The sequence below is a fragment of the Pseudomonas sp. EU05-FHT14B02 genome (genome assembly GCF_058791055.1).
This window is the reverse complement of record NZ_JBYTDD010000022.1, coordinates 1-13688: the sequence shown is the minus strand read 5'-3', so window position 1 is coordinate 13688 and position 13688 is coordinate 1. Positions and strand designations below refer to the sequence as shown.

Below are 13688 nucleotides of genomic sequence, written 5' to 3'. Positions count from 1 at the left end.
CACCGAACATCCCCGTGGGAACGGGCCAGCTCGCGATGAGGCCACAGGTTTCAGTGGTGCACCCAATACAGCGTCAGGCCCACTCTTTTCGCAGCTGACGCGCAGCGTTGACCATGTGCACCAGCGCCGCTTCGGTTTCCGGCCAGCCGCGTGTCTTCAGGCCGCAGTCCGGGTTGACCCACAGGCGGTCGGCGGGAATGCGCTTGGCGGCCTTGCGCAGCAGGTTGGCCATTTCCGAGGAGTCCGGCACCCTTGGCGAGTGGATGTCATACACGCCCGGGCCGATTTCGTTCGGGTACGCGAAGGCTTCGAACGCGTCCAGCAGTTCCATGTCCGAGCGCGAGGTTTCGATGGTGATCACGTCGGCATCCATAGCGGCGATGGACTCGATCACATCGTTGAACTCGCTGTAGCACATATGGGTGTGGATCTGGGTTTCGTCGCGCACCCCGGAGGCGCACAGGCGGAACACTTCGGTCGCCCAGTCCAGGTAGTGCTGCCAGTGCGCCCGGCGCAACGGCAGGCCTTCGCGGAATGCGGCTTCGTCGATCTGCACGATCTTGATCCCGGCGGCTTCCAGGTCCACCACTTCATCACGGATCGCCAGTGCCAGTTGACGAGCCTGCACTTCGCGGGTCACGTCTTCGCGGGGGAACGACCACATCAGCATGGTCACGGGACCGGTCAGCATGCCCTTCATTACCTTGTCGGTGAGGCCCTGGGCGTAGCGGATCCACTCCACGGTCATGGCATTCGGACGGCTCAGGTCACCGAAGATCACCGCCGGTTTCACGCAACGCGAGCCGTAGCTCTGGACCCAGCCGAAACGTGTGAACACATAGCCGTCAAGTTGCTCGGCGAAGTATTCGACCATGTCGTTACGCTCGGCTTCACCGTGCACCAGCACGTCCAGGCCCAGGTTTTCCTGCACTTGCACGGCGTGACGGATCTCACTGTGCATCGCTTCGGTGTATTCGGCTTCGGTCAGCTTGCCTTGCTTGAACGACTGGCGAGCCAGACGGATAGACGCGGTTTGCGGGAACGAACCGATGGTGGTGGTCGGGAACAGCGGCAGGTTCAGGCCGGCGCGCTGTTTCTCGATACGCCGGGCAAACAGCGAATGACGCTGGCTGTCCTTGGCGGTGATCGCCGCAACACGCGCCTGTACGGCCGGTTTGTGGATGCGCGGCGACGCAGCACGGCTGGCCTGCACAGCGCGGCTTCGAGTCAGCGCTTCCAGCACCTTCGGCGCTTCCGGCTCGTTGACGGCCAGAGCCAGCACCGCGACTTCTTCACACTTCTGCACGGCAAACGCGAGCCAGCTTTTCAGTTCGGTATCGAGCTTGTCTTCACGCCCCAGATCAACCGGGCTGTGCAGCAGCGAGCAGGATGGCGCGACCCACAGGCGATCACCCAGACGCTCATGAGCATGCTGCAGGGTGGCCAACGCGTTTTCCAGGTCGCAGCGCCATACGTTACGGCCGTTGACCAGGCCCAGCGACAGCACTTTGTAAGCCGGCAGGCGATCGAGGATGGTCGGGTACTGCTCAGGTGCACGCACCAGATCAATGTGCAGGCCGTCCACTGGCAGGTTGGCGGCCAGGCCCAGGTTCTCTTCCAGGCCACCGAAGTAAGTGGCGACCAGCTTCTTCAACGGGTCACGCTGAATCAGGTTGTAGGCCCGTTCAAAGGCGTTTTTCCAGTCCTGCGGCAGGTCGAGCACCAGGATCGGCTCGTCGATTTGCACCCACTCGACGCCCTGTGCCGCCAGGCGCTGGAAGATCTGGCCGTACAACGGCAACAGACGGTCCAGCAGCTCCAGCTTGTCGAATTCGACGCCCTTGGCCTTGCCCAGCCACAGGTAAGTCAGCGGGCCGATGATCACCGGCTTGACGTTGTGCCCCAGTGCGCGGGCTTCCTCGACTTCTTCAAACAACTGATCCCAGCCGAGCTGGAACTGCTGATCGGCGCTGAACTCAGGGACAAGGTAGTGATAGTTGGTGTCGAACCACTTGGTCATTTCCTGGGCATGCGCGCCGCCGCAACAACTGTCGCTCACACCGCGCGCCATGCCGAACAGGGTTTGCAGGCTGGCCTTGCCATCATGCGGGCGGAATCGCTCAGGGATCACACCGAACATCAACGAATGGGTCAGGACCTGGTCGTACCAGGCGAAGTCGCCGACCGGCAGCAACTCGATGCCGGCCTTTTTCTGCAAGTCCCAGTGGGTCTTGCGCAGGTCGCGGCCCACGGTGCGCAGACCGGCTTCGTCGAGTTCGCCCTTCCAGAACGCCTCTTGAGCCTTTTTCAGTTCGCGGTCGCGACCAATGCGCGGAAAACCAAGGGAATGGGCCACAGCCATGTCAAATAACTCCAATACGTTCGATGGGAGTCATTGTCGACAGTGTCAGCGAGTGAGACAAACTCATTTTAATCGTGATGATCACAAGTTCCTCTCATGATCAGAAGCACTGCGCAACCGGCGCTGGATGGACATCTGATTCAAGGCGCTCGCCCGTGGCGTGTGCGTAAGCCGGGCGTCGATGGCATCATCACCCGCTACGAAGTTTTCGATACCCGCCCCCTCCCTCTGATCGGCTAAGGAATAGTCCCGATGCGTATCAAAACACTGCCGGCCTGTGCCACGACGCCCTGCCCGGACGCCAAAGCACAGACCGCCGGGATCAGCTCATGACGGCCATTTTCCGGCCGCGTCCGACGTTGATCTTTTTGCTGATGTTGCTGGTGCTGGTGTTCTGGCTGTCACTGGCCCTCGGGCCGGTCAGCCTGCCCCTGGGCGATACCTTGCTGGGCGGGATGCGTCTGCTCGGGTTGCCATTTGACGGTGGTGACACGCAGCAGGCGGAGTTGATCCTCGGGCAGATCCGCCTGCCGCGCAGCTTGCTCGGCATCGCCGTGGGGTCGGTACTGGCGTTGTCCGGCGTGGCGATGCAGGGGTTGTTCCGCAATCCCTTGGCCGATCCGGGTCTGGTCGGTGTGTCCGGCGGTGCTGCGCTCGGTGCCGCCCTTGCCATCGTCGGCGGCAGCCTGCTCGGGGGCTTGCCGCCTGCGATCGAACCCTACTTGCTATCGGTGAGCGCCTTCGCCGGGGGCTTGATCGTCACGGCGGTGGTGTATCGCTTCGGTCGCCGCAACGGGCAAACCGACGTTGCCACCATGCTCTTGGCGGGCGTGGCAATGACGGCCATGGCCGGTGCCGGGGTCGGGCTGTTCACCTACCTGGCCGACGATGCCACCTTGCGCACCCTGACGTTCTGGAACCTGGGCAGCCTCAACGGTGCCAGTTACCCGCGCTTGTGGCCGTTGCTGATCGTCACCCTGGGCGTGGCGTTGTGGTTGCCCCGCAGAGCGGCGGCGCTCAATGCATTGCTGCTGGGTGAGTCGGAGGCCCGTCACCTGGGTTTTGACATCGAGCGGATCAAGCTTGAGCTGGTGTTGTGCACAGCGCTCGGCGTCGGCGCGGCTGTCGCAGCCGCCGGGCTGATCGGTTTCATCGGCCTGGTGGTACCGCATCTGATGCGCCTGCTGGTCGGCCCGGATCACCGGGTGTTGCTGCCCGCGTCGTTGCTGGCCGGTGCCAGCCTGCTGTTGCTGGCCGATCTGGCGGCGCGTTTGTTGTTGGCGCCAGCCGAATTGCCAATCGGTATCGTGACTGCACTGATCGGCGCTCCGTTCTTTCTTTATCTGCTGGTGCGAGGACGCTCCTGATGCTGCGGGCAAACAACCTGCTGGTACGCCGTGGCAAGCGCACGGTACTGACGAACATCGATATCGAGTTGCGCCCCGGTGAAGTGCTGGGAGTGCTGGGGCCGAACGGCGCCGGCAAAAGTACCCTGCTCGCCGCATTGTGTGGCGAACTGGCGACCAGTGAAGGCAGGGTCAGACTCGATGAGCGTCCACTCGCCGACTGGCCGGGACAGGAACGGGCCAAGCGCCTGGCTGTACTGCCGCAGAGTTCGAGCCTGAGCTTTGCGTTTTCAGTCAATGAAATCGTCGGCATGGGTCGCTTGCCTCACGCCAGCGGCCGCGTGCGCGATGCTGAAATCGTCGCCGAGGCGCTCAAAGCCGCCGATGCGCTTCATCTTGCCGAACGCAGCTATCTGGCCCTGTCCGGCGGTGAACGCCAGCGCGTGCATCTGGCGCGGGTGCTCGCTCAGCTCTGGCCGGGTGCCGAGGGGCAAACCCTGCTGCTCGATGAACCCACGTCGATGCTCGATCCGCTGCATCAGCACACCATTTTGCAAGCCGTGCGTGACTTCGCCGAGCGCGGGGTTGCCGTGCTGGTGATTCTGCACGACCTCAATCTGGCCGCCCGTTACTGCGATCAACTACTGTTGTTGCATCAGGGCCTGCCCCACGCCTACGGTCCACCGGCAGAAGTGCTGACCACCGAAGCGATGGCGGTGGTGTATGGACTGCAAGTACTGATTCACCAGCATCCGGAACGCGGCCACCCGCTGATCATCGCGCGCTGATGCCGCCCCCTCCTCTGTCATCGAAGGGGCACCTGTCCAATAAGGAAAACCGATGCGCTTTCTGTTGCTCTGTGCATTCAGCCTGTTGGCTGCCTGCCAAATCCATCAGGTCACACCACTGCCGACGCCGATTGCCCCGCACGGCCGTGATCACGCCGACCTCGGAGTCATCCGCGAACTCGCCACGGGCCGTACGCTGACACCGCAAGAACTTGTCCAACGCCTGGCCGTTGTGCCTCGGGTATTGGTCGGTGAACAGCACGACAACCCGGACCACCACGCTCTGCAATTGTGGCTGCTGCGCGAACTGGCGACACAACGCCCCCAGGGCAGCCTGCTGATGGAGATGCTCAATCCCGACCAACAGGCCAGGGTCGATGCCGCACAAGCGGTGACCCGCGCGGGCCAGCCACCGACCGATGCGTTCACGGCGCTGGCCTGGCAGGCCAATTGGGACTGGAGTGTTTATGGCGCACTCGTCACCTACGCGCTGCGGCAACCGTATCCGATGCTGGCGGCGAACATGGACCGCACGCAGATCATGCAGATCTATAAACAGCGCCCGGTACTTACGGGGCAAGCGTCAACCACCCAACAGGTACGGGCGACCTTGCTGGACGACATCCGCGAATCCCATTGCGGCCTGTTGCCCGAAGCACAGATGCCGGCAATGCTCGCCGTGCAACAACAGCGTGACCGGCGCATGGCCGAGCGCCTGATGGCCGCGCCGACGCCTGCGTTGCTGCTGGCCGGTGCCTTCCACGTGCGCAAGGATCTGGGGGTGCCACTGCACCTGAAGGACCTCGGTGCCGGTGAAGGGAATGCGGTGCTGATCCTGTCCGAAGCGGGCAAGGCCGTGACTGCCGAGAATGCGGATTACGTGTGGTACACCGCCGCGCAACCGGAACAGGATCATTGCGCGCAATTGCGTCGCTGAACCCGACCGAAATATTGTGGTGAGGGGGCCTGCCTTCAACCTCCGGCGCGACACTATGTCACGCCTGTGCGCCGGTCCAATGGTCGTATCCATCCCTCCGGCACCGGCACAGTTTGTTAACATCCCCGCGATTTTTTCGTCTGTACAGTCATCACGCTGTCATTTCAGCCTGTTCAACAGGATGCTTTTTTTCATGAGTACTTTGTATACCCGCCGGACTGTCCTGCAAGGCATGGGCCTGTTGAGCCTGGGCCTGCTCGCCGGTTGCGACGACAGCAGCAAGCTGTCGTTCAACTACGGCAAGGACCTCAGCGACAAGATCATGGGGCGTAACTTCAAGCTCAAGAACCCTGAAGGCGAAACCAGGATGCTGGGCAGCTATCGCGGTCTGATGCCGATGGTATTCTTCGGTTTCACCCAGTGCCCGGCCGTGTGCCCGACCACCCTGGCCCGCGCCGCGCAGGCCAAGAAGCTGATGGGTCGCGATGGCGAAAGGCTGCAGGTTATCTTCATCACCCTGGATCCTGAACGCGACACGCCAGAGTTGCTCGACAAGTACGTCAAGGCTTTCGACCCGAGTTTCGAAGCCCTGTACGGCACGCTTGAAGAAACCGCCGCCACCGCCAAGGAGTTCGGCGTGTTCTTTGAGAAGGTCCCGAGCGGCGATACCTATACCCTCTCCCATACCGCGACCAGTTTTGTTTTCGACTCCCGGGGCAATCTGCGCCTTGGGCTGTCCGCGTCCCTGACGGCCAAAGAGTGCGCAGAAGACCTGCTCACCGTGATGGAGGTTTGCTGAAATGAATGCCCCGCAGGCAAGAAACCGCTTCGTGCAAGGTTGCAAGCAACTGGCACTGGGCTTGTCCCTGGTCGGCCTGGCCTTTCAGGTATCGGCACAAACCCGGGTCGACGACGCCTGGGTCCGCGCCACCGTGGCCGGCCAGCCGTCGAGCGGCGCCTTCATGACCGTCACCGCCAGCAGCGACAGCAAGTTGCTGAGCGTGCAGACACCGGCTGCCAAGCTGGTGCAGATTCATGAAATGAGCATGAAAGACGACGTGATGAAAATGCAGCAGGTGCAGTCCGTTGCGCTGCCGGCGGGTAAAGCGGTGAGATTCGATCCCCACGGTTACCACATCATGCTCATGGACCTGACGGCCCAGATCAAGGAAGGCGACAAGGTGCCACTGACCCTGACCGTGGAAGACGCCAAGGGCAAGAAAGAGTCGATTCAGGTTGAAGCCGTTGCCAAGGCGATCGGCACCATGGATCACAGCAAGATGATGCATGATCACAGCAAGATGAATTGATTGCTCCATCAGTTAAAACACAGGACCTGTGGGAGCGAGCTTGCTCGCGATGAGGCAGGCACATTCGACATCGATGTCGCCTGACACTCCGCCATCGCGAGCAAGCTCGCTCCCACAGTTTGATCTTCAGTGAATACGAGTCCTTTTCACGTCAACTCAAACGAGCTTGAGCACCACATTGATGTTGTTGCGCGTAGCTTTCGAGTACGGGCAATACTGGTGCCCGGTGTCGACGATTTTCTGTGCGATTTCACTGTCCAGCCCCGGCAGGCTGACATTGAGCCGCGCCTGCAGCAGATAGCCGCCTTCATTGGTGCCCAAATCGACCTCGGCATCGACGGCCACATCCTTGGGCAACGCCACTTTCATTTCCTTGGCTGCAACTTGCATGGCGCCGATGAAACAGGCGGACCACCCGGCAGCGAACAGTTGCTCGGGGTTAGTACCGCCACCGCCCGCACCTGGCGACGACAGCTTCACGTTGAGGATCCCGTCGGAGCTGCGGGACGCGCCATCACGCCCGCCGGTGGTGTGGGTTTGGGCGGTATACAACACTTTATCGATCTGGCTCATGGTGACCTCCTGATTGAGTTGTAAAAAACCGGTTTTCACCCCATCGGGTCGCTGGGGTGGTCAATCAATATAGTCGTCACAGCCCCGTACCGCGGTCGATCCGACCGGCGTCCGCTTTTTCTTTATTTACGCGCCAACTTGTACCTGACGCAGTCCTCATAAAAGCTCTGGCGTACAGCAGCCGGTTTGAATCGCGACGGACTGTCATAAGTTTGCTCTGTAATACCAAGAGCCATCATGCGCATCCAGGATTTTGCAAATTTGTAGATCTGGATTTTTTGGCGTGCGGCGTACAGAGAAACGCCTGAAAGCTTGAGTTCCTGTGCCCTTGCGGCGGTTCCCGCCCCCCAACTGCACATGTATTGATCATGGGTGGCCAGTTCTTTGGCTTGAGCCGAATGGGCTACACCCGCGATAACTAACGGCATTAACGCGATCCATGTCTTGCGCATCTTGACCTATCTAACTAGCAGAAAATGAACTAATTTTGCTGAGGATTTTTAAACTTGGGGGCCAGCATCGTGCCTTTTTTGCAAATTAATGCGAAAACGAGATGTGTGACGTTATTTCTTGCGAGTTTTCAATCCTTTGCTATAGCTAAGACTCTCAATCGCCAACTAAGTGAGGCAACGGAATGTCAGTCGCAAAGAAAATGAGTGTGGGGCAACTGACAATGTTGACTGCTGTCAACATGTTGGGCTCAGGAATTATCCTGCTACCGACGAAACTCGCGGAAGTCGGTGCAATTTCGATCCTCTCCTGGCTGGTGACAGCCACCGGTTCTCTCGCTCTGGCGTACGCCTTTGCGCGATGCGGGATGCTCAGCCGCAAGACCGGCGGCATGGGCGGTTATGCCGAATACACGTTCGGTAAAGCAGGTAACTACATCACCAACTACACCTACGGCCTCTCGCTTTTGATTGCCAACGTGGCAATCAGTATTACAGCGGTCGGCTATATTCAGGTGTTGTTCGGGATAAAACTCGACTCACTGCAAGTAGGCTTGGCCACTATTGCCCTGTTGTGGATCACCACCTTCGCCAACTTTGGCGGCGCCAGCATTACCGGCCGTATCGGTGCGGTGACGGTCTGGGGTGTGATTGCACCGGTGGTGCTGGTCTCAACGGTGGGCTGGTTCTGGTTCGACAGCAGTGTTTACGCCGCTGGCTGGAACCCCCACGACAAAGGTTGGTTCGAAGCGGCAGGCGCCTCGGTGGCAATTACCCTGTGGGCCTTCCTCGGCCTGGAATCGGCTTGCGCCAACACCGACGCAGTGGAAAACCCTGAGCGCAACGTACCGATTGCAGTGCTGGGCGGCACCCTGGGTGCCGCGGTGATCTATATCGTCTCCACCAACGTCATCTTCGGTATCGTCGGCAACGAAGAACTGGTTGCGTCCACTGCACCGTTCGGCCTGGTCTTCGCCAAAATGTTCACCCCGATGGTCGGCGACATCGTGATGGCGGCCATGGTGCTCGCCTGCATCGGTTCGCTGCTGGGTTGGCAGTTCACCATCGCCCAGGTGTACAAAAGCTCGGCGGACACTGGTTACTTCCTGCCGATCTTTGCCAAGGGCAACAAAGCGGGAACGCCGATTGTCGGCATGCTGGTGCTGCTGGCGGCACAGACCGCGCTGGCGCTGCTCACCATCAGCCCCGACTTGAGCAAGCAGTTCGATACCCTGGTCAACCTCGCGGTGGTCACCAACCTGGTGCCGTACATCCTGTCAATGGCCGCGCTGATGACCATGCAGAAAGTCTCCAACGTGCCGGAAGGCAAGGCAATGGCCACCAACGTCATCGCCCTGATCGCGGCGGCCTACAGCTACCTGGCGCTGTACAGCTCCGGTGAACAGGCGCTGATGCTGGGCGGCGTTGCCACGATCGTTGGTTACACCCTGTTCGGCTTCGTCAACAACCGTCTTATCCGCCTCGAAGCGCTCAACAACAGCGTACCGACGCAAACCGTCAGCGCGCAGCACCTCACTGCCGAGCCAGTGCCGGTCAACAACCTGAATTAACTCTGGAGGATCAATCATGACGGAATATAAACACTCGCTGGGCATGCTGGCGCTACTGGTCAGCAGTCCCCCGGACAAGCGAACGGTGTTTGGCCGTGCCCTGGATCAACTGGTCCAGGACGTAGAGGGACGTGGTGTCAGCGTACTGGCCTCGGAAAGCCTCACCGATGCCGCCTCGATCCTGCGCTCGGACCCTGCCATTCAATGCGTGCTCATCCGGTGGGAAATGGACACCAGCGAAGGCCACGCCGACTGCACCAAATTGCTGGTCAAACTGCGCGAGCGCAACACGCGAGTGCCAGTGTTCCTGATCAGCGACCGCACCACCGCGTCGAGCATTCCGTTGCTGGTCATGCAACACGCCGACGACTTCATCTGGCTGCCCGAAGACACCTCCCGTTTCCTCAGCGGGCGCATCCTGGCGGCCATCGAACGCTACCGCCAGGCCGCCCTGCCGCCGATGTTCGGTGCGCTGGTAAAGTTTGCCCGCAGCTATGAATACTCGTGGCACACCCCAGGCCATGCCGGCGGCACGGCATTCCTGAAGAGTACCGCAGGCCGGGCCTTCTACGAGTTCTTCGGGGAGAACCTGCTGCGTTCCGACCTGTCGATCTCGGTTGGCGAACTCGGCTCGCTACTCGATCACAGTGGCCCTATCGGCCAGGGTGAACGCTATGCCGCCAAGGTCTTCGGCGCCCACCGCACGTACTACGTGACCAACGGCTCGTCGATGTCCAACCGCGTCATCCTCATGGCCAGCGTCACGCGCAACCAGATCGCCCTCTGCGACCGCAATTGCCACAAGTCCGCCGAGCACGCGATGACCCTGTCCGGGGCGATTCCGACCTACCTGGTGCCGACCCGCAACCGCTACGGCATCATCGGCCCGATCCTGCCGCAGACCCTGAGCGCCGAAGGCGTGAAAGCCGCCATCGCCAACAATCCGCTGGTCAAGCAAGGCATCGACCCGACGCCGGTACACGCCATTGTCACAAACTCGACCTATGACGGCCTGACCTACAACGTCACCCGCGTCGAAGAACTGCTGGGCGAAAGCGTGGACCGTCTGCACTTCGACGAAGCCTGGTACGGTTATGCGCGCTTCAACCCGCTGTACAGCGGACGCCATGCCATGCACGGCAATCCGGCCGATCACGACAAGTCCAAGCCGACCGTGTTCGCCACCCAGTCGACCCACAAATTGCTGGCTGCCCTGTCCCAGGCCTCGATGATCCACGTGCGTGACGGGCGTAACCCGATCGAACATGCGCGCTTCAACGAGTCGTACATGATGCACGCCTCGACCTCGCCAAATTACGCAATCATGGCGTCCTGCGACGTCAGCTCGGCGATGATGGAAGCACCGAGCGGGCAGATCCTCACCAACGAGTCGATTGAAGAAGCCATCAGCTTCCGCCAGGTTCTCTCGCGCATGCACAACGAGATGGCGGGCAAGAACGACTGGTTCTTCACCTGCTGGCAGCCGCCGACCGTACAGGTTGGCGCAGCGGCCGTGCCGTTCCATGAGGTCGACCCGGCTACACTGAAAACCGATCCGAACTGCTGGGTCCTGCACCCGAACGCGGTATGGCACGGCTTCGGCGACATTGAAGACGGCTACTGCATGCTCGACCCGATCAAGGTCTCGGTGCTCAGCCCGGGCATGGGTGACGACGGCAGCCTGCTCGCCTCCGGTATCCCCGCTTGCGTGGTCACGGCGTACCTGGGCCGTCAGGGTATCGTGGTCGAGAAAACCACCGATTTCACCATCCTGTTCCTGTTCTCCATCGGCATCACCAAAGGCAAGTGGGGCACGCTGCTCAACGCCCTGCTCGACTTCAAGCGTGACTATGACGACAACGCCGAGCTCGAGCGGTGCCTGCCCGACCTGTACAACGCCAACCAGCATCGCTATGCCGGCATGGGCCTGAAGGATCTGGCCGACGAAATCTTCGCCGCCATGAAGAAACACAAGACCACCGCCAACATGTCCCAGGCCTTCGGCACCCTGCCAAAAGCCGAGTTCAGCCCGGTGGAGGCCTACGAGAAACTGGTGCGTAACGACATCGAGCTGGTGACGCTCAACGAAGCCGCCGGACGCCTTGCCGCGACCGGTATCGTGCCGTATCCACCAGGCATCCCGCTGCTCATGCCGGGTGAGAACGCAGGGCCTGCGGACGGTCCGTTGCTGGCGTATCTCAAGGCACTGGAAGCCTTCGACAAATCCTTCCCCGGCTTCACCCATGACACCCACGGGATCGAAGTCGAAGATGGCGTTTACCGGATGCTGGTACTGAAGTAAGACAAGCTGGCTCACCGCCCCCTGTGGGAGCGGGCTTGCTCGCGAAGGCGTAGTGTCAGTCGACGCAATTGTCGATTGACAGGACGTCTTCGCGAGCAAGCCCGCTCCCACATTTTTAGATCGCTTTCACACCAAATCCCTATGGGCAAACTCGATCACAGAGCTCTATGATTGATCCCCATGACCACCACCGCTGCGATCCGCTCACCTTGCCCGCCCGGCGCCTGCGACTGCGGGCGTGACCCGTTGCTGGAAACACCAGGGGCGGACCTGCGCATTCTGTTTCTGACCCGCAATGAAGAAAAACGCCTGATCGAACGTCTGGAGAACCTGCAGAGCCTGAGCGATCTGGAGCACCTGCAACGGCGCATGCTCGAACAGTTGGGCATCCGCGTGGACATCGCACCCGGTTTCAACGAAGTGCGCACCATGCGCGGCATCGGCATCCAGATTGGCGAACTGCCGGGGCTGTGTCGCAAGACCCGCGCCAACATCCCCGCCGCCATTCGCCGGGCCATGGAAAAGCGCCCGGAGATCGCCTACGAACTGCTCAATGCCAACGACCTGTTGCGTGACGCATGATGAAGCTTCTTCTCGAACTCCCCCTCACCGACGAGATTCTCACCTCGTTCGCCCTGGCCATCGGGGCCGACCTGCAGGGCTACCGCAACCACATTTACCGGGTGCTGAATTTCCACGGAGCCCTCAGTGGGACCGATAGCCTGCCCCCGGCCGCCGTCCAAATAGCGGCGGCATTTCATGACCTGGGCATCTGGACCGATGACACCCTCGACTACCTGCCGCCGTCCATTGCCCTGGCCACCGAGTACCTCGACAATCAGCAACGAGCGGAACTCAAAGATGAAGTCAGCGCATTGATACTTGAGCATCACAAACTACGCCGGTATCACGGCGCCTACGCTGCCAGCGTCGAACCCTTCCGCCAGGCCGATCTGGTGGATGTGTCCCTGGGCCTGGTGCGTTTCGGCTTGCCCCGCAGCTTCATCAAAACCGTGCAGTCGACCTTTCCCGATCACGGCTTTCACTCGATGCTGATGAAGCTTTCAGCCCGTCAATTCATTCGCTCGCCGCTGCGCCCGCTGCCCATGTTTCGCTGGTGAAACAGACCTCTGTTACCCCCTCGAAAATGCTGCGAAACAGAATCGGTAGTCATACATGAATCGCGGGACACTGCTATGCCTTCCTTGGGAGATCTTGCGATTTCAGTGCAACTCGCCTGAAACGCTGACTTTCTGATTATCCAGTACTGGATATTCCGCCATTCAAACCTACTCTCTTCGCGGGGGTACCGAAATTCCATGACGGTTAGGGGCTCGTCTCGATGTACTCACGCAAGAACGCAAGAACGCAGGAATTCGACAGGAACCGGACAACCTTCTTCTCGAAGTTTGCGATTTGCAGTCTGCGATGGCGTTACCTGGCCTGACCCTGGCCGCTGAAAAGGCCAAATAACAACCGAATCCACGGGTGGCCGGTGCAGTCCTCCCGTATTCGAAATGGACAATTGCCGAGGGGTTCCAATGCCGACAAAAACAGCAGCCCTGCCCACCTCTGCGCTACTTGCCCTGTGCTGCCAGCAAGCCTGGGCCGGCGGCATCATGCTCTATGAAATCGGCACCGATAACGCCGGCCTGGCCAACGCCGGTGCCGCCGCCCGTGCCCAAGGCCCCTCGACCATCGCCAGCAACCCCGCGGGCATGAGCTATCTGCCAGGCACGCAAATCACCGCCGGCTTGCAGGTTCTGTACGGCGACCTGAGCTTCGACCGCGATTCCGGCTCCAACACCCCGGGCAGCGGCAGTGGCAACGCCCTCGATCCGATTCCCGGTGGCAGCTTCTTCATCAGCCATGAACTCGACGAGCATTGGAGCGTCGGTTTCGGCCAGTACGGCGACTTCGGCCTGGCGGTCAATTACGACAACGACTGGTCCGGCCGCTACTTTGCGCAGAACTCCAGCCTGCTCGGCCTGTCGCTGGTACCGAGCGTGGCTTATCGCTTCAATGAGCAGTGGTCAGTCGGCCTGGGCAT

Annotated in this window: 14 protein-coding genes; 11 read left to right on the top strand and 3 right to left on the bottom strand. The window is 60.7% G+C overall.

The genetic code is table 11. The features are described from left to right. Positions 1-73: 73 nt before the first annotated feature. Positions 74-2362, bottom strand: a complete 2289-nt coding sequence (metE, locus tag AC3WTM_RS19785) for a 5-methyltetrahydropteroyltriglutamate--homocysteine S-methyltransferase (RefSeq protein ID WP_102672305.1) — start codon at positions 2360-2362, stop codon at positions 74-76. 96 nt (positions 2363-2458) lie between these two features. Here metE and AC3WTM_RS19780 point away from each other — a divergent pair, with 96 nt between their 5' ends. The 6 genes from AC3WTM_RS19780 to AC3WTM_RS19755 all read left to right on the top strand — a co-directional run bounded on the left by AC3WTM_RS19780 (position 2459) and on the right by AC3WTM_RS19755 (position 6743). Then, positions 2459-2602 carry a hypothetical protein gene (locus AC3WTM_RS19780; RefSeq protein ID WP_158247459.1) on the top strand — a complete coding sequence of 48 codons (144 nt, stop codon included), beginning with the start codon at positions 2459-2461 and terminating at the stop codon, positions 2600-2602. A gap of 143 nt (positions 2603-2745) precedes the next feature. Then, the gene (locus AC3WTM_RS19775) at positions 2746-3729 is read left to right on the top strand and encodes a FecCD family ABC transporter permease (protein WP_173677977.1); all 984 of its coding nucleotides are present in this window, start codon (positions 2746-2748) and stop codon (positions 3727-3729) included. Continuing rightward, the gene (locus tag AC3WTM_RS19770; RefSeq protein ID WP_102672303.1) at positions 3729-4496 is read left to right on the top strand and encodes a heme ABC transporter ATP-binding protein; all 768 of its coding nucleotides are present in this window, start codon (positions 3729-3731) and stop codon (positions 4494-4496) included. Before AC3WTM_RS19775 ends, AC3WTM_RS19770 begins: the two co-directional genes overlap by 1 nt. Before the next feature lie 52 nt (positions 4497-4548). Beyond that, on the top strand, positions 4549-5433 hold the full coding sequence (locus AC3WTM_RS19765) for a ChaN family lipoprotein (protein ID WP_102672302.1): 885 nt from the start codon (positions 4549-4551) through the stop codon (positions 5431-5433). A gap of 193 nt (positions 5434-5626) precedes the next feature. Then, positions 5627-6232, top strand: coding sequence for an SCO family protein (locus tag AC3WTM_RS19760; RefSeq protein WP_102672301.1), 606 nt, complete (start codon positions 5627-5629; stop codon positions 6230-6232). Between the two features lies 1 nt (position 6233). Then, positions 6234-6743 carry a copper chaperone PCu(A)C gene (locus tag AC3WTM_RS19755; protein WP_102672300.1) on the top strand — a complete coding sequence of 170 codons (510 nt, stop codon included), beginning with the start codon at positions 6234-6236 and terminating at the stop codon, positions 6741-6743. A 156-nt stretch (positions 6744-6899) separates the two neighbouring features. Here the strand turns inward: AC3WTM_RS19755 and AC3WTM_RS19750 are convergent, their stop codons facing one another. Further along, the gene (locus tag AC3WTM_RS19750; protein ID WP_102672299.1) at positions 6900-7316 is read right to left on the bottom strand and encodes an organic hydroperoxide resistance protein; all 417 of its coding nucleotides are present in this window, start codon (positions 7314-7316) and stop codon (positions 6900-6902) included. 122 nt (positions 7317-7438) lie between these two features. Beyond that, positions 7439-7768: a hypothetical protein gene (locus tag AC3WTM_RS19745; protein ID WP_102672298.1), complete on the bottom strand. Its 330-nt coding sequence runs from the start codon at positions 7766-7768 to the stop codon at positions 7439-7441. A gap of 182 nt (positions 7769-7950) precedes the next feature. On the opposite strand from AC3WTM_RS19745, the gene potE reads away from it, so the two are divergent. From potE to AC3WTM_RS19720, 5 genes are all read left to right on the top strand, one after another. After that, positions 7951-9336 carry a putrescine-ornithine antiporter gene (gene potE, locus AC3WTM_RS19740; protein ID WP_102672297.1) on the top strand — a complete coding sequence of 462 codons (1386 nt, stop codon included), beginning with the start codon at positions 7951-7953 and terminating at the stop codon, positions 9334-9336. 16 nt (positions 9337-9352) lie between these two features. Next, positions 9353-11638 (top strand): Orn/Lys/Arg family decarboxylase, encoded by a 2286-nt coding sequence (locus AC3WTM_RS19735; RefSeq protein WP_102672296.1) that lies wholly within the window; start codon positions 9353-9355, stop codon positions 11636-11638. A gap of 180 nt (positions 11639-11818) precedes the next feature. Next, positions 11819-12220: a hypothetical protein gene (locus AC3WTM_RS19730; RefSeq protein ID WP_008050481.1), complete on the top strand. Its 402-nt coding sequence runs from the start codon at positions 11819-11821 to the stop codon at positions 12218-12220. Continuing rightward, the gene (locus AC3WTM_RS19725; RefSeq protein ID WP_102672326.1) at positions 12220-12759 is read left to right on the top strand and encodes a phosphohydrolase; all 540 of its coding nucleotides are present in this window, start codon (positions 12220-12222) and stop codon (positions 12757-12759) included. The genes AC3WTM_RS19730 and AC3WTM_RS19725 overlap by 1 nt, the downstream gene beginning before the upstream one ends. A gap of 420 nt (positions 12760-13179) precedes the next feature. Beyond that, positions 13180-13688, top strand: a 509-nt coding sequence (locus AC3WTM_RS19720; protein ID WP_492587634.1) for an OmpP1/FadL family transporter, incomplete at its 3' end; no start/stop codon positions are given.

Excerpts from the sequence above, each read along its gene's own strand:
- metE (WP_102672305.1), bottom strand. The coding sequence starts at position 2,362 with ATGGCTGTGGCCCATTCCCTTGGTTTTCCGCGCATTGGTCGCGACCGC.
- AC3WTM_RS19780 (WP_158247459.1), top strand. The coding sequence starts at position 2,459 with ATGATCAGAAGCACTGCGCAACCGGCGCTGGATGGACATCTGATTCAA.
- AC3WTM_RS19770 (WP_102672303.1), top strand. The coding sequence starts at position 3,729 with ATGCTGCGGGCAAACAACCTGCTGGTACGCCGTGGCAAGCGCACGGTA.
- AC3WTM_RS19765 (WP_102672302.1), top strand. The coding sequence starts at position 4,549 with ATGCGCTTTCTGTTGCTCTGTGCATTCAGCCTGTTGGCTGCCTGCCAA.
- AC3WTM_RS19760 (WP_102672301.1), top strand. The coding sequence starts at position 5,627 with ATGAGTACTTTGTATACCCGCCGGACTGTCCTGCAAGGCATGGGCCTG.
- AC3WTM_RS19755 (WP_102672300.1), top strand. The coding sequence starts at position 6,234 with ATGAATGCCCCGCAGGCAAGAAACCGCTTCGTGCAAGGTTGCAAGCAA.
- AC3WTM_RS19750 (WP_102672299.1), bottom strand. The coding sequence starts at position 7,316 with ATGAGCCAGATCGATAAAGTGTTGTATACCGCCCAAACCCACACCACC.
- AC3WTM_RS19745 (WP_102672298.1), bottom strand. The coding sequence starts at position 7,768 with ATGCGCAAGACATGGATCGCGTTAATGCCGTTAGTTATCGCGGGTGTA.
- potE (WP_102672297.1), top strand. The coding sequence starts at position 7,951 with ATGTCAGTCGCAAAGAAAATGAGTGTGGGGCAACTGACAATGTTGACT.
- AC3WTM_RS19735 (WP_102672296.1), top strand. The coding sequence starts at position 9,353 with ATGACGGAATATAAACACTCGCTGGGCATGCTGGCGCTACTGGTCAGC.
- AC3WTM_RS19730 (WP_008050481.1), top strand. The coding sequence starts at position 11,819 with ATGACCACCACCGCTGCGATCCGCTCACCTTGCCCGCCCGGCGCCTGC.
- AC3WTM_RS19725 (WP_102672326.1), top strand. The coding sequence starts at position 12,220 with ATGAAGCTTCTTCTCGAACTCCCCCTCACCGACGAGATTCTCACCTCG.